The sequence below is a fragment of the Paeniglutamicibacter sp. MACA_103 genome (assembly GCF_045798555.1).
In the GTDB taxonomy this organism is placed as follows: domain Bacteria; phylum Actinomycetota; class Actinomycetes; order Actinomycetales; family Micrococcaceae; genus Paeniglutamicibacter.
On sequence record NZ_JBIXLN010000031.1, the window covers coordinates 18,893 to 42,028 of the forward strand.

The 23,136-nt window shown below is 66.1% G+C and carries 24 protein-coding genes; 21 read left to right on the forward strand and 3 right to left on the reverse strand.

Annotation, left to right across the window (positions count from 1 at the left end; genetic code table 11):
- Positions 1-2 precede the first annotated feature (2 nt).
- The 20 genes from lysA (at position 3) to ACIPVK_RS14890 (ending at position 20,021) form a co-directional block, all read left to right on the forward strand.
- On the forward strand, positions 3-1,424 hold the full coding sequence (lysA, locus tag ACIPVK_RS14795; RefSeq protein ID WP_407612742.1) for a diaminopimelate decarboxylase: 1,422 nt from the start codon (positions 3-5) through the stop codon (positions 1,422-1,424).
- An 8-nt stretch (positions 1,425-1,432) separates the two neighbouring features.
- Positions 1,433-2,719, forward strand: coding sequence for a homoserine dehydrogenase (locus ACIPVK_RS14800; RefSeq protein WP_407612743.1), 1,287 nt, complete (start codon positions 1,433-1,435; stop codon positions 2,717-2,719).
- Positions 2,720-3,820 carry a threonine synthase gene (gene thrC / locus ACIPVK_RS14805; RefSeq protein ID WP_407612744.1) on the forward strand — a complete coding sequence of 367 codons (1,101 nt, stop codon included), beginning with the start codon at positions 2,720-2,722 and terminating at the stop codon, positions 3,818-3,820.
- A 33-nt stretch (positions 3,821-3,853) separates the two neighbouring features.
- Positions 3,854-4,789 (forward strand): homoserine kinase, encoded by a 936-nt coding sequence (thrB, locus tag ACIPVK_RS14810; RefSeq protein WP_407612745.1) that lies wholly within the window; start codon positions 3,854-3,856, stop codon positions 4,787-4,789.
- Positions 4,790-5,133: 344 nt separating this feature from the next.
- Positions 5,134-7,359, forward strand: coding sequence for a transcription termination factor Rho (gene rho / locus ACIPVK_RS14815; RefSeq protein ID WP_407612746.1), 2,226 nt, complete (start codon positions 5,134-5,136; stop codon positions 7,357-7,359).
- A gap of 131 nt (positions 7,360-7,490) precedes the next feature.
- Positions 7,491-8,573, forward strand: coding sequence for a peptide chain release factor 1 (gene prfA, locus ACIPVK_RS14820; RefSeq protein ID WP_407612747.1), 1,083 nt, complete (start codon positions 7,491-7,493; stop codon positions 8,571-8,573).
- Positions 8,574-8,584: 11 nt separating this feature from the next.
- Positions 8,585-9,451: a peptide chain release factor N(5)-glutamine methyltransferase gene (prmC, locus tag ACIPVK_RS14825; protein WP_407612776.1), complete on the forward strand. Its 867-nt coding sequence runs from the start codon at positions 8,585-8,587 to the stop codon at positions 9,449-9,451.
- Positions 9,452-9,472: 21 nt separating this feature from the next.
- Positions 9,473-10,384, forward strand: coding sequence for an L-threonylcarbamoyladenylate synthase (locus ACIPVK_RS14830; RefSeq protein WP_407612748.1), 912 nt, complete (start codon positions 9,473-9,475; stop codon positions 10,382-10,384).
- Positions 10,381-11,499, forward strand: a complete 1,119-nt coding sequence (locus tag ACIPVK_RS14835; protein ID WP_407612749.1) for an MraY family glycosyltransferase — start codon at positions 10,381-10,383, stop codon at positions 11,497-11,499. Before ACIPVK_RS14830 ends, ACIPVK_RS14835 begins: the two co-directional genes overlap by 4 nt.
- A 166-nt stretch (positions 11,500-11,665) precedes the next feature.
- Positions 11,666-12,163 carry a hypothetical protein gene (locus ACIPVK_RS14840; RefSeq protein ID WP_407612750.1) on the forward strand — a complete coding sequence of 166 codons (498 nt, stop codon included), beginning with the start codon at positions 11,666-11,668 and terminating at the stop codon, positions 12,161-12,163.
- A complete protein-coding gene (locus ACIPVK_RS14845) occupies positions 12,150-12,398 on the forward strand; it encodes a hypothetical protein (protein ID WP_407612751.1) in 249 nt (82 codons plus the stop codon). The genes ACIPVK_RS14840 and ACIPVK_RS14845 overlap by 14 nt, the downstream gene beginning before the upstream one ends.
- A 78-nt stretch (positions 12,399-12,476) precedes the next feature.
- Positions 12,477-13,283: a F0F1 ATP synthase subunit A gene (atpB, locus tag ACIPVK_RS14850; RefSeq protein WP_407612752.1), complete on the forward strand. Its 807-nt coding sequence runs from the start codon at positions 12,477-12,479 to the stop codon at positions 13,281-13,283.
- Between the two features lie 100 nt (positions 13,284-13,383).
- Positions 13,384-13,599 (forward strand): F0F1 ATP synthase subunit C, encoded by a 216-nt coding sequence (locus ACIPVK_RS14855; RefSeq protein WP_071213157.1) that lies wholly within the window; start codon positions 13,384-13,386, stop codon positions 13,597-13,599.
- Positions 13,600-13,673: 74 nt separating this feature from the next.
- Positions 13,674-14,228 carry a F0F1 ATP synthase subunit B gene (locus ACIPVK_RS14860; protein WP_407612753.1) on the forward strand — a complete coding sequence of 185 codons (555 nt, stop codon included), beginning with the start codon at positions 13,674-13,676 and terminating at the stop codon, positions 14,226-14,228.
- The gene (locus tag ACIPVK_RS14865) at positions 14,228-15,040 is read left to right on the forward strand and encodes a F0F1 ATP synthase subunit delta (RefSeq protein ID WP_407612754.1); all 813 of its coding nucleotides are present in this window, start codon (positions 14,228-14,230) and stop codon (positions 15,038-15,040) included. The genes ACIPVK_RS14860 and ACIPVK_RS14865 overlap by 1 nt, the downstream gene beginning before the upstream one ends.
- Before the next feature lie 122 nt (positions 15,041-15,162).
- Complete coding sequence (gene atpA, locus ACIPVK_RS14870; RefSeq protein ID WP_407612755.1) at positions 15,163-16,800, forward strand: F0F1 ATP synthase subunit alpha; 1,638 nt, start codon at positions 15,163-15,165, stop codon at positions 16,798-16,800.
- Positions 16,801-16,878: 78 nt separating this feature from the next.
- On the forward strand, positions 16,879-17,772 hold the full coding sequence (locus tag ACIPVK_RS14875; RefSeq protein WP_217389145.1) for a F0F1 ATP synthase subunit gamma: 894 nt from the start codon (positions 16,879-16,881) through the stop codon (positions 17,770-17,772).
- 59 nt (positions 17,773-17,831) lie between these two features.
- A complete protein-coding gene (gene atpD / locus ACIPVK_RS14880) occupies positions 17,832-19,289 on the forward strand; it encodes a F0F1 ATP synthase subunit beta (RefSeq protein WP_217389146.1) in 1,458 nt (485 codons plus the stop codon).
- A gap of 2 nt (positions 19,290-19,291) precedes the next feature.
- Complete coding sequence (locus ACIPVK_RS14885) at positions 19,292-19,576, forward strand: F0F1 ATP synthase subunit epsilon (RefSeq protein ID WP_407612756.1); 285 nt, start codon at positions 19,292-19,294, stop codon at positions 19,574-19,576.
- A 7-nt stretch (positions 19,577-19,583) separates the two neighbouring features.
- Positions 19,584-20,021, forward strand: a complete 438-nt coding sequence (locus tag ACIPVK_RS14890; RefSeq protein WP_407612757.1) for a DUF2550 domain-containing protein — start codon at positions 19,584-19,586, stop codon at positions 20,019-20,021.
- Positions 20,022-20,168: 147 nt separating this feature from the next.
- Here the strand turns inward: ACIPVK_RS14890 and ACIPVK_RS14895 are convergent, their stop codons facing one another.
- From ACIPVK_RS14895 to nucS, 3 genes are all read right to left on the reverse strand, one after another.
- Positions 20,169-20,372: a cold-shock protein gene (locus tag ACIPVK_RS14895; RefSeq protein WP_068735141.1), complete on the reverse strand. Its 204-nt coding sequence runs from the start codon at positions 20,370-20,372 to the stop codon at positions 20,169-20,171.
- Positions 20,373-20,599: 227 nt separating this feature from the next.
- Entirely contained in the window at positions 20,600-21,823 is a 1,224-nt protein-coding gene (gene nagA / locus ACIPVK_RS14900) for an N-acetylglucosamine-6-phosphate deacetylase (protein ID WP_407612758.1), read from the reverse strand.
- Positions 21,824-21,981: 158 nt separating this feature from the next.
- The gene (gene nucS / locus ACIPVK_RS14905) at positions 21,982-22,677 is read right to left on the reverse strand and encodes an endonuclease NucS (RefSeq protein WP_407612759.1); all 696 of its coding nucleotides are present in this window, start codon (positions 22,675-22,677) and stop codon (positions 21,982-21,984) included.
- A gap of 104 nt (positions 22,678-22,781) precedes the next feature.
- Between nucS and ACIPVK_RS14910 the strand changes: the two genes are divergently transcribed.
- Positions 22,782-23,132 carry a hypothetical protein gene (locus ACIPVK_RS14910; protein WP_407612760.1) on the forward strand — a complete coding sequence of 117 codons (351 nt, stop codon included), beginning with the start codon at positions 22,782-22,784 and terminating at the stop codon, positions 23,130-23,132.
- The last annotated feature ends 4 nt before the right edge of the window (positions 23,133-23,136 follow it).

Here is a 23,136-nt window from a genome sequence, read left to right on the forward strand (position 1 = left end):
CCATGAGCACTTCACCACTTGCCCCGGCCTGGCTTTCCCTGCCCTCCGATGTCAATGCGCTGCGCCCGGTCGAATGGGCACAAGGCGTCGCCCGCTCCGCATCCGGCGAACTCGCCGTCCAGGGCCTAAAGGTCAGCGACCTGGCCAAGGAATTCGGCACCCCGCTGTTCGTGCTGGACGAGGACGACTTCCGCGCCCGCGCGGCCGGCTTCAAGCAGGCCTTCGACGCCGCGTTCGCGGACCTGTGCGGCGGCGTGGACGTCTACTACGCCGGCAAGGCGTTTTTGAGCACCGAGGTCGCCCGCTGGGTCACCGCCGAGGGCCTGCGCCTTGACACCTGTTCCGGCGGGGAAATGGCCGTGGCCCGCGTCGCCGGCGTGCCCGCCGCGAACCTGTCGCTGCACGGGAACAACAAGTCGGTCACCGAGATCCGCACCGCGCTGGAGACGGAGCTGGGCCGCATCGTCATCGACTCGCTGGACGAGCTCGAGCGCGTGGCCCTGCTGGCCCGCGAAACCGGCATGCGCGCCAACGTGATGCTGCGCCTGACCCCCGGCGTGCACGCCAGCACCCACGAGTTCATCGCCACCGCGCACGAGGACCAGAAGTTCGGCCTCTCGATGATCCCGGTCGGCGAGGACGCTTCCCCGGCCGCCGCCGCGGTCGACTTCGCGCTGGCGCACCCGGAACTGAACCTGCTGGGCCTGCACGCGCACATCGGCTCGCAGATCTTCGAGGCCGAGGGCTTCGCCCTGGCCGCGCAAAAGATGCTCGGCTTCCTGGCACAGGTCAAGCAGGACCACGGCGTCGAGCTGCCCGAGCTGGACTTGGGCGGCGGCTACGGCATCGCCTACACCGAGGTCGACACCCCGCGCGAGCCGGCCGTGCTGGCCGCCGCGATGGCCGAGGTCGTGGGCACCACCGCGGCCGAGTTGGGCATCAAGGTCCCGCGGATCTCCATCGAGCCGGGCCGCGCCATCGCCGGTCCCTCCACCTTCACCCTCTACGAGGCCGGGGTGCGCAAATCCGTCCAGGTCGAGACTGAGGACGGTACCCTGGTGCCGCGCCGCTACGTCTCGGTGGACGGCGGGATGAGCGACAACGCCCGCCCGGTGCTCTACGACGCTGACTACACCGCGGTGTTGGCCAGCCGTGTGACGGAAAGTGAACCGATTATTTCACGGGTGGTTGGCAAACACTGCGAGTCCGGTGACATAGTCGTACGGGACGTTTACCTGCCCGAGGATGTTGCCGCCGGCGACCTTTTGGCCGTTCCGGGAACCGGGGCCTATTGCTGGGCACTGTCAAGCAACTACAACTACCTGGGCCGTCCGGCCGTGGTTGCAGTGCGCGATGGCGCCGCCCGCGCCATCATCCGCAGGGAAACCGAAGCCGATCTGTTGGCCCGCGATTTGGGAGCATAGTAAAACACGTGAAAACACTGAAGGTGGCCCTGCTTGGCTGCGGCAATGTCGGGTCCCAGGTGGCACGCATCCTCCTGAACGATGCGGACGTGCTGGCCGACCGCGCCGGCGCGAGGCTTGAACTTGCCGGGATCGCCGTGCGCAACCTCGAGGCCAAGCGCGACGCGGGGATCCCCGCGGAGCTGTTCACCACCGACGCGCCTTCCCTGGTCGATTCGGCGGACATCGTCATCGAGCTGCTCGGCGGCCTGGAACCGGCCGCGACGCTGATCCGCCAGGCCCTGGCCCGCGGCGCCTCCGTGGTCACCGGCAACAAGGCGCTGCTCGCGGCCCGCGGCGCCGAGCTCAACGCCCTGGCCTTCGAATCCGGCGCCCAGTTGCGCTACGAGGCCGCCGTCGCCGGCGCCATCCCGATCCTGCGCCCCATCTCCGATTCGCTCTCCGGGGACCGGATCACCAAGATCATGGGCATCGTCAACGGCACCACCAACTTCATCCTCGACGCCATGGACACCACGGGCGCGCAGTTCGACGACGTGCTCGCCGAGGCGCAGGCCCTGGGCTACGCCGAGGCCGACCCGACCGCCGACGTGGCCGGGCACGACGCCGCGGCGAAGGCCGCGATCCTCGCCTCCCTGGCCTTCCACACCGACTTCGCCTACGAGGACGTGCACTGCGAGGGGATCACCAAGATCACCGCCGCCGACGTGGCCGCGGCCAAGGACGCCGGCATGGTCATCAAGCTGCTGGCCATCGCCGAACGCGGTCAGGACGGCATCGGGGTGCGCGTGCACCCGACGCTGCTGCGCCGCACGCACCCGTTGGCCGCCGTCCACGGCGCCTTCAACGCGGTCTTCGTCGAGGCGGAAAACGCCGGCGAGCTGATGTTCTACGGCGCCGGCGCCGGCGGGGCCCCCACCGCCTCGGCCGTGCTGGGCGACACCGTGGCTGTGGCCCGCCGCGTGGTCTCCGGCGGTCCGCTGCCGGCCATCGCCGCGCAGCAGCCGGTCAAGGCCCTGGCGTTCGACGAGATCTCCACCAGCTACTGGATCGGCCTGCGCGTTTCCGACGAGCCCGGCGTGCTCGCCGCGATCGCCGCGATCTTCGCCGCCAACTCGGTCTCCATCGAGGCGCTGCGCCAGTCCGTGATCGAAGAAAACCACGGCGGGTCCGCCGAGCTGCGCATCGTGACCCACCGCTCCACCGAGTCCGCGTTGGCCGCCGTCGTTGCAGCCGTCGCCGACTTGGATGCCGTCCAAGAAGTAACCTCTGTACTGCGAGTTGAAGGAAACTAAGTGGCCCACCAGTGGCGCGGAGTCATCCGCGAATATGCCGAACGCCTGCCCGTTGACGAAAACACCAAGGTCATCACCTTGGGCGAAGGCGGTACACCCCTGGTGTTCGCCCCGGCCCTGAGCGAGCTCACCGGCTCCGAGGTGTACCTCAAGGTCGAGGGGATGAACCCGACCGGCTCCTTCAAGGACCGCGGGATGACCATGGCGATGACCGCCGCGGTCGCCGCCGGCGCCAAGGCCGTGGTGTGCGCCTCCACCGGCAACACCTCCGCCTCCGCCGCCGCCTACGCCACCCAGGCCGGGCTCAAGTGCGCGGTGCTGGTCCCGGACGGCAAGATCTCCATGGGCAAGCTCTCCCAGGCCATCGCCCACGGCGCCGAGCTGCTCCAGGTCGACGGCAACTTCGACAACTGCCTCGAGGTCGCCCGCAAGCTGAGCGAGAACTACCCGGTGTTCCTGGTGAACTCGGTGAACCCGGCCCGCATCGAGGGCCAGAAGACCGGCGCCTTCGAGGTCGTCGACTACCTCGGCGACGCCCCGGACTACCACGTGCTGCCGGTGGGCAACGCGGGCAACATCACCGCGTACTGGCGGGGCTACAAGGAGTACGCTGCCGAGTACACCAACCAGGCCGGCGAGAAGCTGGCCCCGGTGTCCACCAAGACCCCCATCATGTGGGGCTTCCAGGCCGCCGGCGCCGCACCCATCGTGCTGGGCCACCCGGTGACCGAGCCGGACACCATCGCCACCGCCATCCGCATCGGCAACCCCGCGTCCTGGAAGCAGGCCGAGGAGGCCCGCGACGAGTCCGGCGGCATCATCGACTCGGTGACCGACGAGGAAATCCTCGCGGCGCACCGCTGGCTCTCGAGCCGCGAGGGCGTCTTCGTGGAGCCGGGTTCCGCCGCGGGCGTTGCCGGCATCATCAAGCACCACGCGGCGGGCAACGTTCCGGCGGGCAAGAAGATCGTCATTACGGTGACCGGCCACGGTCTGAAGGACCCGGACTGGGCCCTGAAGCGCGAAGACGGTTCCGCAGTCACCCCGACCAAGGTCGAGTTCGACGTCGTGGCAGTGGCCTCGGCGCTCGGCCTGGCCTAGCACCCGCCCCGGAACACGAGGAACCAGCACTATATGGCGCAGATCCAAGCCGGCCAATCCATTGCCGTGCACGTGCCGGCCACGAGCGCGAACCTGGGGCCCGGATTCGACGTGCTGGGCCTGGCCCTCGGCGTGTGCGACACCCTGGTGGTGCACACCCGCCCCGAGCCCGGCGTCAGCGTGTCCATCACCGGCGAGGGAGCCGAAACGCTGCCCACCGACGAGAGCCACCTGATCGCCAAGACGATCCTGGAGCGCTGGGCGGAACTGGGCTTCGAGCCCTGCGGCCTGCGCCTCGAGGCGACGAACAACATCCCGCACGGCCGCGGCATGGGTTCCAGCGCCGCGGCCATGGTCAGTGCGCTGGCAGCCGCCAATGCGCTGCTGCCCGCCGAGGCGCAGTCGGGCCCGGAGGAAATCTTCCAGGCCGCCTCGCGCTGGGAAGGCCACCCGGACAACGTCGCCCCGGCCGTCTACGGCGGGCTGACGCTGTCCTGGACCACGGAGGACGGATTCGGCACGCTGCAGGGGGTGCTGCACCAGGACATCGTCCCGGTCATCGCGATCCCCGACATCGAGCTGTCCACCGCCGCGGCCCGCGGGCTGCTGCCGGAAACGGTGCCGCACGCCCTGGCCGCGGCCAACGGGGGACGGGTGGGCCTGCTCATCCACGCGCTGGCCCACGAGCCGGCCGCACTTCTGGTCGGCACCGAGGACTTCCTGCACCAGGGGTTCCGGGCCCCGGCCATGGCGCAGAGCGCGGACCTCATCGCGCACCTGCGGGCGGCCGGCCATGCGGCAGTGGTGTCCGGCGCCGGTCCCACTGTGCTGGTGCTGTGCGACGGCCAGGACGGTGCGCAGCGGGCCGCCGACGCGATTTCCGGGTACGCGGCAAGCCACGATGAAACAAACTGGCGTGTCCGGATTGAGTCCGTACCGCCAACGGGTGTTAGAGTAGAAGTGCTCTAGCACCCGCCTGAAAAGAGTCATCCGCATTCAAATGGATGATTCACCGCGTTTCGTGCAGCCATCAATCCCTTCCCCCCGCCGCGGCGGGCGGATCTTTGGGGATTCGATCACCACAAACCATTTTCGCTGGGCGAGCAGGCACACCCACACCATCCGATTGAAACCGTCAACCATGTTGGTGACTAGATCCCTTGGTGTGTCTCACGATCGACCGAAGCATTCGCCTCGTCTGACTTGGCGGTGCACGGTCGAACCTTTTCCCGCATCTGACGCGGGAACAAGGGCTAGTCAAAAGTTGCGGCTCTCTCTGATGAGGGCCGCCCGACGAGGGGGAAGGAACCTTCGTGACCGAAACCACCAGCCTGACTGCAGGCGTGGAAGAAAACAACGCATCCAAGGGCGGCGGACTTGCCGGCCTGAAACTTGCACAATTGCAGGTGCTTGCGTCCCAGCTGGGCATCACCGGCGGTTCGCGGATGCGCAAGAACGATCTTGTCACCGCGATCTCGAGCCACCAGCGTGGCGGTTCCGTGGCCGACCGTGACGCCAAGGCCAAGGCGGAGCCCAAGGCCGACGCCAAGACCGAGGCCCCCGCCAAGGCGGAGTCCAAGGCCCCGGCAAGGGCAGCCAAGGCCCCGGCCCGTGGCGCCGCCAAGACCGCGGCGAAGCAGGCCGAGGACCCTGCCGCGGAGCCCAAGGCAGACGCCGCTCCGGCAGACGCCGAGGCGAAGACCGAACAGCCCGCCACGCGCCGCACCCGCAGCCGCCGCGCCGATTCCAGCGGAACCGTTGCCCCGGCCGCGGAGGCACCCGCCGCCGCAGAGCCCAAGGCCGACGCCGCACCGGCAACCACCGAGGCCCCGGCGGCCGAGGAGCGCGCACCGCGCCGCAACACCCGCAACCGCCGCGCCGAGTCGACCGGCACCTCCGAGGCCCCGGCCGAGGCCGCACCCGCCGCCGACCAGGCAGCGGGCGAAGCCGCCGAGCCGACCCAGGAAGCCACCGAGTCCCGCCACGAACGCGGAGAGCGCCACGAGCGCGGCGACCGGAACCGCAACCGCCGGGACCGCAACCGCAACCGCCGCGAGAACGCCAACGCCGAAGCCGCCGAGTCCTCCGAGCCCACCGAGGCACAGGAGGAAAAGCAGGTCGAGGCCAAGGCCGACTCGCGCCAGAACGAGTCCAAGTCAAACGACCGCTCCGAGGACCGGGGCCGCGAAAGCTCCGAGGACCGCTCGGCCAACCGCCGCGAGCGCAACCGCGAACGCAATGAGCGCAACCGCGAACGCAACCGCGACCGCAGCGAACGCGGCGACCGCCAGGACCGCGGCAACGACCGCAACGACCGGACGGACCGCAACAACCGCCGCGGCCGCAACCGCAACCAGCCGGACGTCGACGACACCGAGTTGAACGACTCGGACGTTTTGCTGCCGGTCGCCGGCATCCTGGACGTGCTGGACAACTACGCGTTCATCCGCACCTCCGGCTACCTCGCCGGCCCGTCGGACGTCTACGTCACCCTGAACCAGGTCAAGAAGTACAACCTGCGCAAGGGCGACGCCGTGGTCGGCGCCATCCGCGCCCCCCGCGAGAACGAGAACGCCTCCTCGCGCGCCAAGTTCAACGCCCTGGTCAAGCTCACCGCGATCAACGGCAAGACCCCGGAGGAGAACTCCAACCGCGTTGACTTCTCCAAGCTGGTCCCGCTGTACCCGACCGAGCGCCTGCGCCTGGAGACCGACCAGAAGCTGGTCGGCCCCCGCGTCATCGACCTGGTCGCCCCGATCGGCAAGGGCCAGCGCGGCCTGATCGTCTCCCCGCCGAAGGCCGGCAAGACGCTGATCCTGCAGTCCATCGCGAACGCCATCACCATCAACAACCCCGAGGTCCACCTCATGATGGTGCTGGTCGACGAGCGTCCCGAAGAAGTCACCGACATGCAGCGCACCGTGAAGGGCGAGGTCATCGCCTCGACCTTCGACCGCCCGGCCGATGACCACACCACCGTGGCCGAGCTCGCCATCGAGCGTGCCAAGCGCCTGGTGGAAATGGGCATGGACGTCGTGGTCCTGCTGGACTCGATGACCCGCCTGGGCCGTGCCTACAACCTGGCCGCCCCGGCATCCGGGCGCATCCTCTCCGGTGGTGTCGATTCCTCGGCGCTGTACCCGCCGAAGCGCTTCTTCGGTGCCGCCCGCAACATCGAGAACGGCGGCTCGCTGACCATCCTGGCCACCGCGCTGGTGGAGACCGGGTCCAAGATGGACGAGGTCATCTTCGAGGAGTTCAAGGGCACCGGCAACATGGAGCTCCGCCTGTCCCGCCAGCTGGCGGACAAGCGCATCTTCCCGGCCGTCGACGTCAACGCCTCGGGCACCCGCCGCGAGGAGAAGCTGCTGTCCCCGGACGAGGTGCGCATCATGTGGCGCCTGCGCCGCGTGCTCTCGGGCCTGGACACCCAGCAGGCGCTGGAGACCCTCACGGGCAAGATCCGCGAGACCTCCTCGAACGCCGAGTTCCTGATGCTCATCAACAAGACCACGCTGGGCTCCAAGAACGACGCCTAGCTGCCCTACACGCCCAGTTTCACCGTGCCCGGAACCCCCGGGCGCGGTGAGGCTGGGCGTTGGTCGTTAACACCAAGATCCCTCTTCGTTCCCTACACTGGGAACCAGTCGTAGTGAAAGAAGCTGAAAACATGTTTGAGTCCGTACAGGGCCTACTCGACGAGCACGCAGCCCTCCAGGCGAAGCTCTCGGACCCCGCCGTTTACCAAGACCAGGCCCTGGCCCGGAAGCTCGGCCGCCGCTCCGCCGAGCTCAACGGCATCGTCGAGGCGCACAAGCGCTGGAAGCAGGCCACCGAGGACCTCGAGACCGCCCAGGAAATGGCCGACGAGGACCCCGACTTCGCCGCCGAAGTCGCCGAGCTCAACGAGAAGCTGCCGGTGCTCGAGGAGAAGCTGCGCCGGCTGCTGATCCCGCGCGACCCCAACGACGCGCGCGACGTGATCCTCGAGGTCAAGGGCGGGGAAGGCGGCGACGAGGCGGCACTGTTCGCCGCGGACCTGTTGCGCATGTACACCCGCTACGCGGAGAACAAGGGCTGGAAGACGGAGCTGATCTCCTTCAACGAGTCGGACCTCGGCGGCTACAAGGACGCCCAGATGGCCATCAAGGGCAAGTCCAACGACCCCGCGGAGGGCGTCTACGCGCACCTGAAGTTCGAGGGCGGGGTGCACCGCGTGCAGCGCGTGCCGCAGACCGAGTCCCAGGGCCGCATCCACACCTCGGCGGCCGGCGTGCTGATCCTGCCCGAGGTCGACGAGCCCGAAGAGGTCGACATCCACCAGAACGACCTGAAGATCGACGTCTACCGCTCCTCGGGCCCCGGCGGCCAGTCGGTGAACACCACCGACTCCGCGGTGCGCATCACCCACCTGCCCACCGGCATCGTGGTGGCCATGCAGAACGAGAAGTCGCAGATCCAGAACCGCGAGGCCGCCATGCGCGTGCTGCGCTCGCGCCTGCTGGCCCACCAGCAGGCCATCATCGACGCGGAGAACTCCGACATCCGCAAGTCGCAGGTGCGCACCATGGACCGCTCCGAGCGCATCCGCACCTACAACTACCCGGAAAACCGCATCGCGGACCACCGCACCGGCTACAAGGCCTACAACCTCGACCACGTGATGAACGGCGAGCTGGAGCCGCTGATCAACTCCTGCATCGAGATGGACGAGCAGCAGCGCCTGGACGCCATCGGCGGGGACAAGGGCTAGGCACACAGGTGATCGAATCGGGAAGCGGCACGCCGCTGGCCCAGGTGCTTGCCGGGGCCGCGGCCGCGCTGGCCTCCGCCGGGGTCCCCTCCCCGCGGGTGGACGCCGAGTTGCTGGCGGCGCACGTGCTGGGCGTTACCCGCGGGCGGCTCGCGTCGCTGGCCATGATGGGCCAGGGCCTTGCCGTCTCCGAGGCCGAGGCCTATGCACAGCTGGTGGCCAGGCGCGCCACCCGCGTGCCGCTGCAGCACCTCACCGGCGTCGCCCACTTCCGCTACCTTGACCTCGCGGTGGGCCCGGGCGTGTTCGTGCCCCGGCCGGAGACCGAGTCGGTGGTGCAACTGGCCATCGACGCGGCCCGCGGCCTGGAGCACCCCCTCATGGTGGACCTGGGCACCGGATCCGGCGCCATCGCCGGTTCGCTGGCCCACGAGCTGCCCGGAGCCCGGGTGCATGCGGTGGAGCTGTCCGACGATGCCTACCCCTACGCGGCGCGCAACCTGGAGCCGCTGGGCGTGAGGCTCGTGCAGGGGGACTTGACCCACGCGTTTGCCGAGCTCGACGGCACCGTCGACGTCGTCGTCTCCAACCCGCCCTACATCCCCGCCAACGCGGTGCCGCGCGAGCCCGAGGCCCGCGACCACGACCCGCACATGGCCCTGTACGGGGGAGGGGAGGACGGCATGGTCCTGCCCACCGCCGCCGCGGCCACCGCCGCACGGCTGCTGCGCCCCGGGGGCTTCTTCGTCATGGAACACGCCGAGGTCCAGGCCGCGGCGATGTCCGCGATGTTTGCCGCCTCCGGCGCCTGGGAGCAGGTAACGACCCACCTGGACCTGACCGGACGGGACCGGGCCACGAGCGGCATCCGCCGCTGAAACCCCACGAAACATGGAAGAATGAAACACGTGACTTCACGTTTTGATGCCCGCGACAGCCAGCAACTCGAGGCTGGCCTCGAGGCCGCACGCGCCGCATTGGCCGAAAGCCGATGCATCGTGATGCCCACCGACACCGTCTACGGCATTGCCGCCGACGCCTTTTCCGCCCAGGCCGTGGCGACGCTGCTGGCCGCCAAGGGGCGCGGGCGCAACATGCCGCCGCCGGTGCTCATCCCGCAGGCCGCGACCATGGACGGGTTGGCCGTCGACGTCCCGGGCTTCGCCCGCGAGCTGGCGGCCGAGTTCTGGCCCGGTGCGCTGACGCTGATCCTGCATGCCCAGCCGTCGCTGACCTGGGACCTGGGGGAGACCCGCGGCACCGTGGCGCTGCGCGTGCCCGACGACGAGGTGGCCCGCCAGCTGCTGCGCAGCACCGGCCCGTTGGCCGTTTCCTCGGCGAACCGCACCGGCAACCCGGCCGCGGCCACCGCCGAAGAGGCCTTCGGACAGCTCGGCGAATCGGTCGAGGTGTACCTGGAGGCCGGGCCCCGCCCGATCTCCGGGGAAGCACTAAGCTCGACCATCATCGACTGCACGCTCACCCCGCCGCGCGTGGTGCGCGCCGGGGCCCTCTCGCTCGAAGCGCTGCGCGTGGTGGTCCCCGACCTCCTGGACGGCAATGAAGAGCCGGATGCGGCCTTGGCGGATGACACCGCACCGGAACCGGAGGCATCGGCCACCGACGCGGGCGAGCGCGAATCGGGCGCGGACGACGCAGCCCGGGCCGCGCAGCCCGCCCCTGACGATTCCACCGACACGTCGACCGACACCGACGCGACTGCCGGCCCCGATGCGGTCCCCGGCGAAACAGCGAATCGCGGTGCCGCGCCAGGCGGGGACGCCGCAGGGGAGTCCGCCCGGACGCCATGAGAAGCTACTTGCTGCTGATCGGGATCACGTTCTTGACCTCGTATCTGCTCACTCCGGTGCTCCGCGTCCTGGGCGTGCGCTTCATGCCACAGCTCCCGGTGCGCGACCGCGACTTCCACGAGAAGCCCACCCCCAAGCTGGGCGGCGTTGCCATCGTGGGGGCCCTGTACCTGGGCATCTCGGTCGCCGAGCAGATGTGGTTCTTCACCGGGATCTTCAGGTCTCCCGAACCCATCCGGGGGGTGTTGATCGCCCTGGGCATCATCCTGGTGATGGGAGTGCTCGATGACCTGATAGACCTGCGTTGGTGGGCCAAGCTCATCGGCCAGGTCGCGGTGGGCCTGGTGATAGTCCAGCACGGGATCCTGCTCAAGGCGCTTCCCGTGGGCTCGCTGCACATCGATTCCCCGTCGCTGCAGGTCGCCGTCACGGTGCTGATCATCGTGGGCACCATGAACGCGATCAACTTCGTCGACGGCCTGGACGGCCTGGCCGCCGGGATCTCCGCCATCGGCGCGGCAACCTTCTTTGTCTACAGCTACCTGCTGGCAACGCGCGTCAGCGCGGAGGACTACGCAAACCTCTCGGCACTGCTGTGTGCCGTGCTGCTGGGCGCCACGCTGGGCTTCCTGCCGCACAACTTCCAGCCGGCTTCCATCTTCATGGGGGAGACCGGAGTGCTGGCCATCGGGCTGCTCTTCGCGGTGGCCACGCTCGCGGTTACCGGCGACGTGCTGGGGGAGGACGCCTACCGCTTCCGCAACGTCCCGGCGTTCATGCCGGTGATCCTGCCGATCGCGGTGATCGTGCTTCCGTACCTTGACCTGTTGCTCTCCGTCATTCGGCGCACCGCCAAGCGCAGGTCCCCGTTCAGCGCCGACCGCGGGCACATCCACCACCGGCTGGTGGACCTGGGGCACAGCCCCCGCGCGGTGGTGCTGATCCTCTACCTGTGGGCCGTCCTGGTCGCCTCGGGCGTCGTGGTGATATCCCTCAGCGACCGGCGGATCGCAATTCCCGCGTATGTTGCGGCCTTCATTTTGGTGACGTTCATCACCTGGCTGCCCATGCTCAAGCGGGCCCGCGGCAAGCTGGGGATGCCCGGCGGCAAGTAGGAGCGGTTCGTCCGGGGAAGCTGCCGGCCGCCGAGTCCGGCCTTCGTTCTATCTCGTGTAGAATTCAAGGTGCCTCTTCACTGAGGAACATACCCCTCATCAAGCCTCCATGTCGTGCGGGACCCATCATCGGTGGGTGTTGCAGACACAAGGGAACTGGATATACATGATCAAGCCGGGACGCGGTTCGAAGCCCAGCGGTGCGTTGGTAGCATCGTCGGCTCCGCGTTCCCCTTGGCTGGGCATCCTGAAAACCTGCGTTTCCTACACCTTTGGTGTCGGGGCCGTGGTTTCCATTGCCGCGTGGCCGATCCTGGGCGCGCAAGCCGCCGGTTCGCTGGCCTTCGGGTGCGGCCTGATTGTCGTGTTCTTTGGCATCAGCCTGCTCGTTGCCGAGTCGGCCGGCCGATATCGCGCCGCCTGGGCACTGCCCGCGTTCCTGTTCATGTACATCGTCAAGATCCTGGGCATGGGTTTCCTGGTGCTTTTTTCCGGGCTGCCCGAATGGGTGCTCGCACCCTACTTCATGTGGGGGGCCATTGGTTCCCTCGTGCTGTGGCAGTTTGGGGAGATCCGCGCCTTTTCCCGGGCGAGGCTTCCCATTTTCGACCACGACGATCCATCGCCGTCCCCATCCACGGGAGGGGACCATGGAAAACCCTGAAACGGACCCCGGCCACGCGCCAAAACAAGCTCCCACCCGCGAGTACGTCAACTACATTGTTGGCGGGCTGATCGCGTGGGGTTTGATAGGCTGGGGACTGGATCTTTTGCTGGACACCCGCTGGATTGTTTTCCTCGGTGCGCTGCTAGGCGCCACCGCAGGATTGTTTCTGGCTCGCCATCATTTGCGGCATCGACGCCGCGGGTTTCCACGCAGTGATGAGATCGACCACTAGAACTTCACACGGCGAGCGGTGCCTTGCGCCAAATCGCCGATATTGCCCCACGACCGAAACTGCAGAGAGGACAGCGCGTTGACCGCGTTTGCGCTTCCGACGGCCACAGAACCCTATGTCCCGCCGTCGATTTCCGACACCCACCTTCCCGAGGTGCTGCCATGGTTAGCCGAGTACGGGACCGGTTTCGGCAAGCAGATGGTCATGATCATCCTCTCGATCATCTTGATCGTGTGGTTCTTCAAGTCGGCCATCAAGAATCCGAAGCTGGTACCAGGCAAGGCACAGTTCCTGGCCGAAAGCGCCTACGGCTTCGTCCGTAACAGCGTGGGCCGCGACATCATCGGCGAGAAGAACTTCGCCCAGTGGGTGCCGCTGCTCTTTGCGACCTTCTTCTTCATCCTGCTGAACAACCTCTTCGGGGCAATCCCGTTCCTTCAGCTTCCCTCGTTCTCCCACGCCGGTGCGGCTTACGCCATGGCCATCATCATCTACGGCACCTGGATCGCCGTCGGCGTGAAGAACCACGGCATCCGCTACTTCAAGCTGGCCGTTGTTCCCTCGGGAGTCCCGGGCTGGATCATGCCGCTGATGGTGCCGCTGGAAATCATTTCCAACTTCATCGTTCGCCCGCTGACACACTCCTTGCGTTTGATGGCGACCATGCTCGCCGGCCACATGATCGTGATGCTTGCCTCCACCGGCGCCCGTCACCTGATCATGGTCCAGGAGTCGCTGGCCCTGAACGCCGTCGGCGTCCTGGTCATCGTCGGCTCGGTGGCGATGTACTTCCTCGAACTCCTGATCATGGTCCTGCAGGCATTTGTCTTCACCCTGCTGACCGCCATCTACATCCAGGGTGCCCTGGATGCAGACGCCCACTAAGCTTTCCGGGCTCGCACCAACCAACTAAAGTTTTCCCCCTTGAATGGGGGAATGACCTCACAACCTGCCGACAAAGTGTCGGTATCTTGAAAGGAACGAAATGGAACTCCACGGCTCCCTCAACATGATCGGCTACGGCCTGGCTGCAATCGGCTCGGCCATCGGCGTGGGCATGATCTTCGCTGCCTACATCAACGGTGTAGCTCGTCAGCCGGAAGCTCAGCGCATCCTTCAGCCCATCGCCATGCTGGGCTTCGCCCTTGCAGAAGCACTGGCAATCTTGGGCCTCGTCTTCGCCTTCGTCGTCGGCGCCTAGTTCCCCTCGTAGTGGCCCTGCCACTGTCGCAGGCGCCATTGCAATTGGAACTTAAGAGATAAGGAAGAGTGAGAATGATCAGCAACGAATTGATCCTCGCTGCAGGCGAGAGTGCCAACCCGCTGCTTCCGAACCCGTGGGAAATTCTTGTCACTGCTGCAGGCTTCGCTGTCCTGCTGTTTTTGGTGGTCAAGTACATTGCCCCGGCATTCGAGAAGTCCTACCAGGACCGTGTCACGGCCATCGAGGGTGGACTTGAGAAGGCAGAGGCCGCACAGGCCGAAGCCAACGCCACCCTTGAGCAGTACAAGGCACAGCTGCTTGAAGCACGCACCGAAGCCAACCGCATCCGTGAGGAAGCGCGCGAAGAAGGTGCCCTGATTCTTGCGGAACTGAAGACCAAGGCAGCAGAAGAGTCGACTCGCATCACCGAGCAGGCCCACCGCCAGATCGAAGCCGAGCGCACCGCAGCAGTTACCTCGCTGCGTGCCGAGGTCGGAACCCTGGCAACTTCGCTTGCCAGCAAGATCGTCGACGACGCCCTTGAGAACGACGAGCGCGCTTCCCGCGTGGTCGACAAGTTCCTGGCAGACCTTGAAACCCAGCAGAACGCAGGTGCATCGAACTAATGGCAGGTGTATCGAGCGAGTCACTGTCCGCGGCGCTGGCGTCGTTGGAAACCAAGCTTGCACACGCGTCCTTGGAATTGTCCGCCGAGCTATTTGGGACGGTTGACGTTCTGGATGGCAATGCTGGCCTGCGTCGCGCACTGACTGATCCGGCCCGCGGGGCCTCGGACAAGGCGGGGCTTGTTGCCCAGCTGTTGCGCGGGAAGGTCTCGGCGGAAGCCGAATCCACCGTCGCGTCTCTGGCAACCTCGCGTTGGAGCTCGGCACGAGACATTGGCGATGCACTGGAGACCGTGGCGGCAACTGTCGCCATCGCGGTAGCCGAGCGTCAGGGCGGTTCCGCAGGACTGGAGAGGCTCGAAGAAGACCTCTTCGCGTTCATCCGTGTGGTTGGGTCCAGTCACGATCTGCAGCGTGCCCTCGATGATTCCAAGGCAACGGCCGAAGCCAAGGGCGCCCTGGCGCTCAAGCTGGTGCCGAACGCCTCGGATGCATCTGCACTGCTGATCCGCCAGGCCGTCGCTTCGCCGCGCGGGCTCAAGCCCGTCGCACTTCTGGAGCGCTTCGTGGAATTGGTGGCTAAACGCCAGGACCGCTGGATTGCCCAGGTGAGTGTCACCCGTGACCTCACTTCGGAGCAGACAGCGCGCCTGCAGGCAGGCCTGAACAACCTTTACGGCCGGGACTTGAAGATCAATGTCGAGATCGACCCGGCACTAGTTGGCGGCATCCGCGTCAAGGTGGGAGACGAGGTTGTTGACGCAACCATCGCCACCCGCGTCGCGGATCTTCGCCGCCAGTTGGCAAGCTAGGCAGCCCCCCACTTCAACACGGGGGGCCTGCCTTGCAGGCCAGTCACCATAGACTGAATCAAATTTCGGTTACCGCAACGATTGACCGCGGTAATCACAACTTAGGAGAGCAGGGACTGCAGATGGCCGAATTGACCATCAACGCCGACGACGTCCGCAATGCCTTGAATGAGTTCGCAGCGTCCTACGAACCGGGCAAAGCAGAGCGCACCGAGGTCGGCCGCGTAACCACGGCAAGTGACGGCATCGCCAAGGTGGAGGGTCTTCCCTCCGTCATGGCAAACGAGCTGCTTCGCTTCGAAGACGGCACCCTGGGCCTGGCCCAGAACCTTGACACCCGCGAGATCGGTGTCGTCGTCTTGGGCGACTTCACCGGCATCGCCGAAGGCCAGCGCGTAGAGCGCACCGGCGAGATCCTTTCGGTTCCGGTTGGCGACGCCTTCCTCGGCCGAGTGGTTGACCCGCTGGGCGAGCCGATCGATGACCTGGGACCGATCGCGTCCTCCGGTCGCCGCGCACTGGAGCTTCAGGCTCCGGGCGTGACGCAGCGCAAGTCGGTTCACGAACCGCTGCAGACCGGCATGAAGGCCATCGATGCGATGATCCCGATCGGCCGTGGCCAGCGTCAGCTGATCATTGGCGACCGCCAGACCGGCAAGACCGCCCTGGCCGTTGACGCGATCATCAACCAGAAGGCCAACTGGGCTTCCGGGGACACCAACAAGCAGGTCCGCTGCATCTACGTGGCAATTGGTCAGAAGGCTTCGACCATTGCCGCAGTGCGCCAGACCCTTGAAACCAATGGTGCGCTGGAATACACCACCATTGTCGCCTCCCCGGCCTCCGACCCGGCCGGCTTCAAGTACCTGGCACCGTACGCCGGCTCGGCCATTGGCCAGCAGTGGATGTACGACGGCAAGCACGTTCTGATCGTCTTTGATGATCTGTCCAAGCAGGCCGAAGCCTACCGCGCCGTATCGCTGTTGCTGCGTCGCCCGCCGGGACGCGAAGCCTACCCGGGCGACGTGTTCTACCTGCACTCCCGCTTGCTTGAGCGTTGTGCAAAGCTCTCCGACGAGCTCGGAGCAGGCTCGATGACCGGTCTGCCGATCATCGAAACCAAGGCAAACGACGTCTCGGCCTTCATTCCGACCAACGTCATTTCCATCACCGACGGCCAGATCTTCCTGCAGTCGGACCTCTTCAACGCCAACCAGCGTCCGGCAGTCGACGTGGGCATCTCGGTGTCCCGCGTTGGTGGCTCGGCGCAGATCAAGGCCATGAAGAAGGTTGCCGGTACGTTGAAGCTCGAGCTGGCACAGTTCCGCGACATGCAGGCATTCGCCATGTTCGCCTCGGACCTGGACGCCGCTTCCAAGCAGCAGCTGACCCGTGGCGCACGCCTGATGGAACTTCTCAAGCAGGGACAGTACGCACCGTTCCCGGTTGAGGACCAGGTCGTCTCCGTGTGGGCCGGTACCAAGGGCTACCTGGATGATGTCCCGGTTGAGGACGTTCGTCGTTTCGAAACCGAGTTCATCGCTCACCTGCGTCACCGCACCAACGTGCTCACCGTGATTGCCGAGACCGGCAAGCTCGAGGACGAGACCGTTGAATCGCTCAAGTCGAACATCGTCGACTTCAAGGCCGGCTTCTTCGGTGAAGGCGACGACAAGCTTGTCGCCGCCGGCAAGGAAGAATTCGACGCCTTGGCCGAGGGATCCGTCGACCAGGAAAAGATCGTCAAGCAAAAGCGCTGACATCACCTTTGATTAGGGGTTGCCGCACCCGAAGGTGCGGTGCGGCAGCCCCTGCAAAGGGATAAGGAAAGGACAAACATGGGAGCCCAGATTCGGGTCTACCGCCAGAAGATTGCATCGACGACGTCGATGGGCAAGATCTTCAAGGCGATGGAACTGATCGCCTCTTCCCGTATTGGCAAGGCACGCGCGCGTGTCTCGGCATCGCTGCCGTACGCCAATGCGATTACCCGTGCTGTTACTGCCGTCGCGTCACAGTCAGAGGTTGATCACCCACTGACCACCGAGCCGGAGTCAATCCGTCGCGCGGCGGTCTTGGTCATGACCTCGGACCGCGGACTCGCCGGGTCCTACTCCGCCAGCGTCTTGAAGCAGGCAGAGCACCTCGTAGAACTGCTCCATGAAGAAGGCAAGGACGTCAAGACCTACCTGGTCGGCCGCAAGGCTCAGGCGTACTTCGATTTCCGTGGACGCGAATACGCGAAGGTGTGGACCGGTGGTACCGACGCCCCGGAGTTTACGACCGCACGCGAACTGCGCGAAGCCCTGCTCAAGGACTTCGCCGACGAATTTGAAGTGGGAGGCGTGGACGAGATCCACGTTGTCTTCACCCAGTTCAAGTCGATGGTCGTTCAGGAACCGACGGTCATTCGTTTGCTGCCGCTTGAGGTTGTCGAGGAGGAGTCCGAGACTCCTGCCGACGAGCTGCTGCCGCTCTACGAATACGAGCCGGAGCCGGAGCAGGTGCTTGACGCACTGCTTCCGCGGTACATCGAATCACGCATCTTCAACGCGATGTTGCAGGCGGCGGCTTCCGAGCTCGCAGCCCGACAGCGTGCAATGAAGTCCGCCGGCGACAACGCCAAGGAACTCATCAAGAAGTACACGCGTCTTCGTAACAACGCCCGCCAGGCCGAGGTTACCCAGGAACTCTCCGAAATCGTTGCCGGCGCTGACGCGCTGAACGGCTAACGGGAACTTCCTACCCACACTTACATCCACGCCATCTACACAAGTGAAGTGAGAGAGAGATGACTGCCCAACTCAACGAGCAGGGTACCGCTGCCTCGACCGGTGCAATCGGTCGTATCGCACGCGTTATCGGCCCGGTTGTCGACGTTGAATTCCCCGCCGACTCCCTGCCTGCTATTTACAATGCTCTTTCCGCTGAGATTACTCTCAACGGCAAGACCACCACCATCACCTTCGAAACCAGCCAGCACCTCGGTGACTCCATGGTTCGTGCCATCGCCCTGCAGGCCACCGACGGACTTGTCCGCGGTACCCAGGTTGTCGATTCCGGTGCCCCGATCTCCGTACCCGTTGGCGACGTTGTCAAGGGCCACATCTTCAACGTGCTGGGCGAGCCCCTCGACGTTGCGGCCTCGGAACTCGAGATCACCGAGCGCTGGCCGATCCACCGCAAGGCTCCGAGCTTCGCGAGCCTCGAAGGCTCGACCGAAATGCTGGAGACCGGCATCAAGTCGATCGACCTTCTCACCCCGTACATCAAGGGTGGAAAGATCGGCCTGTTCGGCGGCGCCGGCGTTGGCAAGACCGTGCTGATCCAGGAAATGATCACCCGTGTGGCCCGCAACTTCGGTGGTACCTCGGTATTCGCCGGTGTTGGCGAGCGCACCCGTGAAGGCAACGACCTCTGGGTCGAAATGGAAGAAGCCAACGTCTTGAAGGACACCGCCTTGGTGTTCGGCCAGATGGATGAGCCGCCAGGAACGCGTCTTCGCGTGGCGCTTTCGGCACTGACCATGGCGGAGTACTTCCGCGATGTGCAGAAGCAGGACGTGTTGCTCTTCATCGACAACATCTTCCGCTTCACCCAGGCCGGTTCCGAGGTGTCGACCCTGCTGGGCCGCATGCCTTCGGCCGTGGGTTACCAGCCGAACCTTGCCGACGAGATGGGTCTCCTCCAGGAGCGCATCACCTCGACCAAGGGCCACTCGATCACCTCGATGCAGGCCGTTTACGTGCCTGCCGATGACTACACGGACCCGGCCCCGGCCGCGACCTTCGCCCACTTGGATGCGACCACGGAACTTTCCCGTGAAATCGCTTCCCGTGGTCTGTACCCGGCCATCGATCCGCTGACCTCCACGTCGCGAATCCTTGACCCGCAGTACGTTGGTCACGACCACTACAACACCGCGGTTCGCGTCAAGCAGATCCTCCAGAAGAACAAGGAACTGCAGGACATCATCGCGATCCTCGGCATCGACGAACTCGGTGAAGAGGACAAGATCGTTGTATCGCGTGCTCGTCGCATCCAGCAGTTCCTCTCCCAGAACACCTACACTGCCAAGCAGTTCACCGGTGTCGAGGGTTCGACGGTTGCCATCAAGGACACCATCGAGGGCTTCAACGCGATCTGCAACGGCGACGTTGACCACATTGCCGAGCAGGCATTCTTCAACATCGGCGGCATGGACGACGTTGAGCGCCAGTGGGCCGACATCCAGAAGTCGACTCGCTAATCATGGCCGAACTCCAAGTCGAAATCGTTGCAGCCGACCACTTCGTGTGGTCGGGTGCGGCGAAACTGGTCAAGGGACGCACCAGCAACGGCGAGATCGGGATCCTTCCCGGCCACGTGCCGATGTTGGCCGTCCTGGCTGCCGGGGATATGGAAATCGTTCCGGTCTCCGGGTCACGGTTCTCGGTCCAGGTTGATGGCGGGTTCTTCTCCGTTGACGCCGACCGCGTCGTGATCGTAGCGGACAACGCCGTCATGGCCGACTCCGTCCCGGCGGGAACTCGATAGTCCTGCCTTGAACGAACTCGGCATTCCTGTGCTCATCGTGTTGGCAGCCCTGCTGCTTGTGGTGATGTTCTTGGGTGCCATGGGAGTGCGCCGCATTCAATTGCGGCGCACTCTTGGCACTTTCGACGCTTCCATCTGCACTTCCTCCGGGAAGTGGATGATGGCGATTGCGCGTTATGGCCCCGGAGAGCTTGAGTTCCTCAAGCTCTTTTCGGTCTCCCCGATCCCGGTGCATCGATTCCTGCGGACCTCCATCCGGCTCAAGGGCTGGCGGCGTCCCGCGGAAGAGGAAAAGCATCTGGTGCAGCCCGGAAGCGTCATCGTGATGATGAGCTATGAAGGCCGAGAAGTATTGGTCGCCATGGATTACCAGACCTACAACGGCCTTTCGGCATGGTTGGAAGCCGGCCCCGTTGCGGGCGTCGGCACCTGGCGGCAAGACTGAACAAGCAAGACAAAGGCATGGGGCGGGATGAATAAATCATCCCGCCCCATGCCTTTTGCTTCTTCTTAGGTTGACGCCCATCCGGTTCCGTGCCGCGTCGCGGCCGGTCTCCCTGCGGGCGAAAAGATCAAAGAGTCTGTGAAGTCCTTAGAGACCGACGACGCCGGTGGCCTGCGGACCCTTGGCGCCCTGGCCAACTTCGAATTCCACGCGCTGGTTTTCTTCCAGCGTGCGGAAACCGTTGGTCTGGATTTCCGAGTAGTGCACGAACACGTCGGCCTCGGCGCCATCGGGAGTGATGAAGCCGAATCCCTTTTCGGCGTTAAACCACTTCACGGTTCCCTGAGCCATGTATTTCTCCTCATTTAGTGCGAAAAACTGACCGTTGCACTGTGCAACGACCATTTGGTGGTACTCAAGTGAGAAGAACACTGGCGAGAGGTTGACCCCACCGCAGCTACTTCACACCCGCAGCACTGCTTTGGCGGGTATGACTAACCAACACAAAGACTGAGTCAAGCATCACACAATCGCGTGACTTGGGTCAATACCCCGAGGCCGGTTGCTAAGCGGAAACTTCACAAAAGATTGCGGCCATTGCGCACGACCTGCCGCAGGCCCAGATCCGCGTCCAGCACCAGCAGGTCGGCCACGAAGCCCTGGTGGAGGCGCCCTGCCTCGTCGATCAGCCCCAGCACGCTCGCGGGCACCGTCGTGGCGGAGATGACGGCGTCGCGCAGCTCCACGCCCGCGGCCACCGCGGCACGCACCACCTCGAGCAGGCTTGCGGTGCCGCCGGCCAGCGATCCGTCCGAGGCCAGGCGGGCCTCCCCGTTGCTCACCGTGACCTCCGCCGGACCCAGCGTGTAGCTGCCGTCGGCCAGTCCGGCGGCGGCCATCGAGTCGGTGACAAGTGCGATGGACTCGGCGCCCAGCAAGCCGAACATGGTCCGCACCATGGCGGGGTCCAGGTGGACGCCGTCGGCCACGAGCTCGACGATGATCTTCCCCTGCGCGGCCAGTTCCAGGCAGGCCGCGACGGCCCCGGGCGCGCGGTGGTGCATCGGCGGCATGCCGTTGAACAGGTGGGTCACGGTGGGGCGCTCGGTGAAGCCGTCGACCCCGGCGCTGGAAAGTTCTTCGCGGGCAACCTCAAGGGAGGCCGTGGCCATCGCGGCGTCGGCGTCGGTGTGCCCCAGGGAAGGGACCACGCCCTGGGAGACCAGCTGCTCGAGCAGGGCGTCGGACCCGGGGCGTTCCGGGGCATAGGTCATGGTGCGCAGCTGGCCGGCGGCGGCATCGATCAGCTCGTCGACGAAGTCCGGATCCGGGTCGGAGAGGTACGCGGGGTCCTGGGCGCCGCAGCGGGTCACGGAGAGGAACGGGCCCTCGGCGTGGATTCCGGCGAGGTCCCCGCGCTGGGCGAATCCGGCCAGCACTCCCGCGGCCGCCAGCATGTCCGCGCGCGGGGCGGTGACCAGCGAGGCCAGGAACGTGGTGGTGCCCGAACGGTGCAGGTGCTCGATGGCCGCGGTGATCGACTCGGGGTCCCCGGAAGGGAAGTCCCCGCCGGCGGCGCCGTGGCAGTGCAGGTCGATCAGGCCCGGGATGATGATGGTGCCTTCCGGGCTCTCGCGCAGCTCGAAGGTGTCCGATCCGTCGAAAAACGTAAACTCGTGCTCGTCGCCGGCGAAGGCGATGCGGTCGCCCTCCACGGCAACGATGCCCTCGGCGATGTCCCTTCCGGGAGTGACGAGTCGTCCGGTCAGCGCGTAACGTTCGGGTGAATCGGTGGCAGTCATGGACCCAGTCTAGGTCCGGGGACGGCGGCGAATCATGCATCCGCGCCGCAAAAGTTTCGGAGGACGGTTCCGCGCCGCCGGCCGATGCGCGCGCCGGGACCCCCAGCCGCGCGGGAATGCGGGGCCGGCCGCGGGGGAGCGGGGCGTAGGGTGCGGACCTAGAAGAGGCGTGCCGCCACGTCGTCGACGCCGCGCATCGCGTCGTAGTCCAACACCAGGCAGGCGATGCCGCGGTCGGCGGCGAGCGTGCGGGCCTGCGGCTTGATCTTCTGGGCGGCGAAGACGCCGCGCACCGGCTTGAGCAGCGGGTCGCGGTTGAGCAGCTCGAGGTAGCGGGTGAGCTGCTCGACGCCGTCGATGTCGCCGTTGCGCTTGAGCTCGATGGCCACGGTGGCGCCGTCGGCGTCGCGGGCCAGGATATCCACCGGGCCGATGGCGGTCATGTACTCGCGGCGGATCAGCGTGTAGCCGGCGCCGACGGTCTCGATCTGCTCGGCCAGCAGGCGCTGCAGGTCGGCCTCGGCCCCGTCCTTGATCAGCCCGGGATCGATCCCGAGGTTGTGCTCGGTGTCGTGGATGATCTCCTTGATGTGCACCACCAGGCGGTCGTCGGACTTCTGGTGCGCGACGTGCCAGAGCTCGACGTCGCCCTCGGCGGCCTGCTCCTCGTCGGGCTCGAGGACCCGCATCACGGCCGGGGGGCTCATCCAGTTCAGCGGCTTGTAGCTGCCGCCGTCGGAATGGACCAGCACCGAGCCGTCGGCCTTGACCATCAGCAGGCGGGTCGCCAGGGGGAGGTGGGCACGCAAACGGCCCTCGTAATCAACTGAACACTTGGCAATGACTAAACGCACAACAGGCACTCTACCGGGTTTCGCGCGCCGGCCGTGGCCCGACGGGCGGTGCCCCGGGTGCGTCCCGCGCCGGGCGGGCGGCGCATCTGGGGCAGAATTGGACCATGGCCCGCTCGAACCGTCCCTCCCGCTCATCCGCCCCCAAGCCCCGTTCCGGCCGGGTCAACAAGTGGACGCGGCCCGACGACGGGTCGGATGAACCGTGGCTGGAAAAGGCCCGCTACGGCGTGCAGCGCCTGCAGGACGCGCCTGACGGCCAGTGGCACGTGCGCCGGATATCCGCGGTGGGCGCGGCAAAGACCTACAAGTGTCCCGGATGCGGGCAGTTCATCAAGCCTGGGACCGAGCACCTGGTGGCGTGGCGAGCCGACCATTGGTCCGGCGACGACGCCTCGGCCGCGGCGCGGCGCCACTGGCACCCCAAGTGCTGGGAATCACGCTCCTACCGCTACTGACGGG

Excerpts from the sequence above, each read along its gene's own strand:
- ACIPVK_RS14860 (WP_407612753.1), top strand. The coding sequence starts at position 13,674 with ATGATCAGCAACGAATTGATCCTCGCTGCAGGCGAGAGTGCCAACCCG.
- ACIPVK_RS14885 (WP_407612756.1), top strand. The coding sequence starts at position 19,292 with ATGGCCGAACTCCAAGTCGAAATCGTTGCAGCCGACCACTTCGTGTGG.
- ACIPVK_RS14895 (WP_068735141.1), bottom strand. The coding sequence starts at position 20,372 with ATGGCTCAGGGAACCGTGAAGTGGTTTAACGCCGAAAAGGGATTCGGC.
- ACIPVK_RS14830 (WP_407612748.1), top strand. The coding sequence starts at position 9,473 with ATGAAACACGTGACTTCACGTTTTGATGCCCGCGACAGCCAGCAACTC.
- ACIPVK_RS14845 (WP_407612751.1), top strand. The coding sequence starts at position 12,150 with ATGGAAAACCCTGAAACGGACCCCGGCCACGCGCCAAAACAAGCTCCC.
- nagA (WP_407612758.1), bottom strand. The coding sequence starts at position 21,823 with ATGACTGCCACCGATTCACCCGAACGTTACGCGCTGACCGGACGACTC.
- lysA (WP_407612742.1), top strand. The coding sequence starts at position 3 with ATGAGCACTTCACCACTTGCCCCGGCCTGGCTTTCCCTGCCCTCCGAT.
- ACIPVK_RS14840 (WP_407612750.1), top strand. The coding sequence starts at position 11,666 with ATGATCAAGCCGGGACGCGGTTCGAAGCCCAGCGGTGCGTTGGTAGCA.
- ACIPVK_RS14835 (WP_407612749.1), top strand. The coding sequence starts at position 10,381 with ATGAGAAGCTACTTGCTGCTGATCGGGATCACGTTCTTGACCTCGTAT.
- ACIPVK_RS14865 (WP_407612754.1), top strand. The coding sequence starts at position 14,228 with ATGGCAGGTGTATCGAGCGAGTCACTGTCCGCGGCGCTGGCGTCGTTG.
- atpD (WP_217389146.1), top strand. The coding sequence starts at position 17,832 with ATGACTGCCCAACTCAACGAGCAGGGTACCGCTGCCTCGACCGGTGCA.
- ACIPVK_RS14875 (WP_217389145.1), top strand. The coding sequence starts at position 16,879 with ATGGGAGCCCAGATTCGGGTCTACCGCCAGAAGATTGCATCGACGACG.
- prfA (WP_407612747.1), top strand. The coding sequence starts at position 7,491 with ATGTTTGAGTCCGTACAGGGCCTACTCGACGAGCACGCAGCCCTCCAG.
- ACIPVK_RS14855 (WP_071213157.1), top strand. The coding sequence starts at position 13,384 with ATGGAACTCCACGGCTCCCTCAACATGATCGGCTACGGCCTGGCTGCA.
- ACIPVK_RS14910 (WP_407612760.1), top strand. The coding sequence starts at position 22,782 with ATGGCCCGCTCGAACCGTCCCTCCCGCTCATCCGCCCCCAAGCCCCGT.
- thrB (WP_407612745.1), top strand. The coding sequence starts at position 3,854 with ATGGCGCAGATCCAAGCCGGCCAATCCATTGCCGTGCACGTGCCGGCC.
- atpA (WP_407612755.1), top strand. The coding sequence starts at position 15,163 with ATGGCCGAATTGACCATCAACGCCGACGACGTCCGCAATGCCTTGAAT.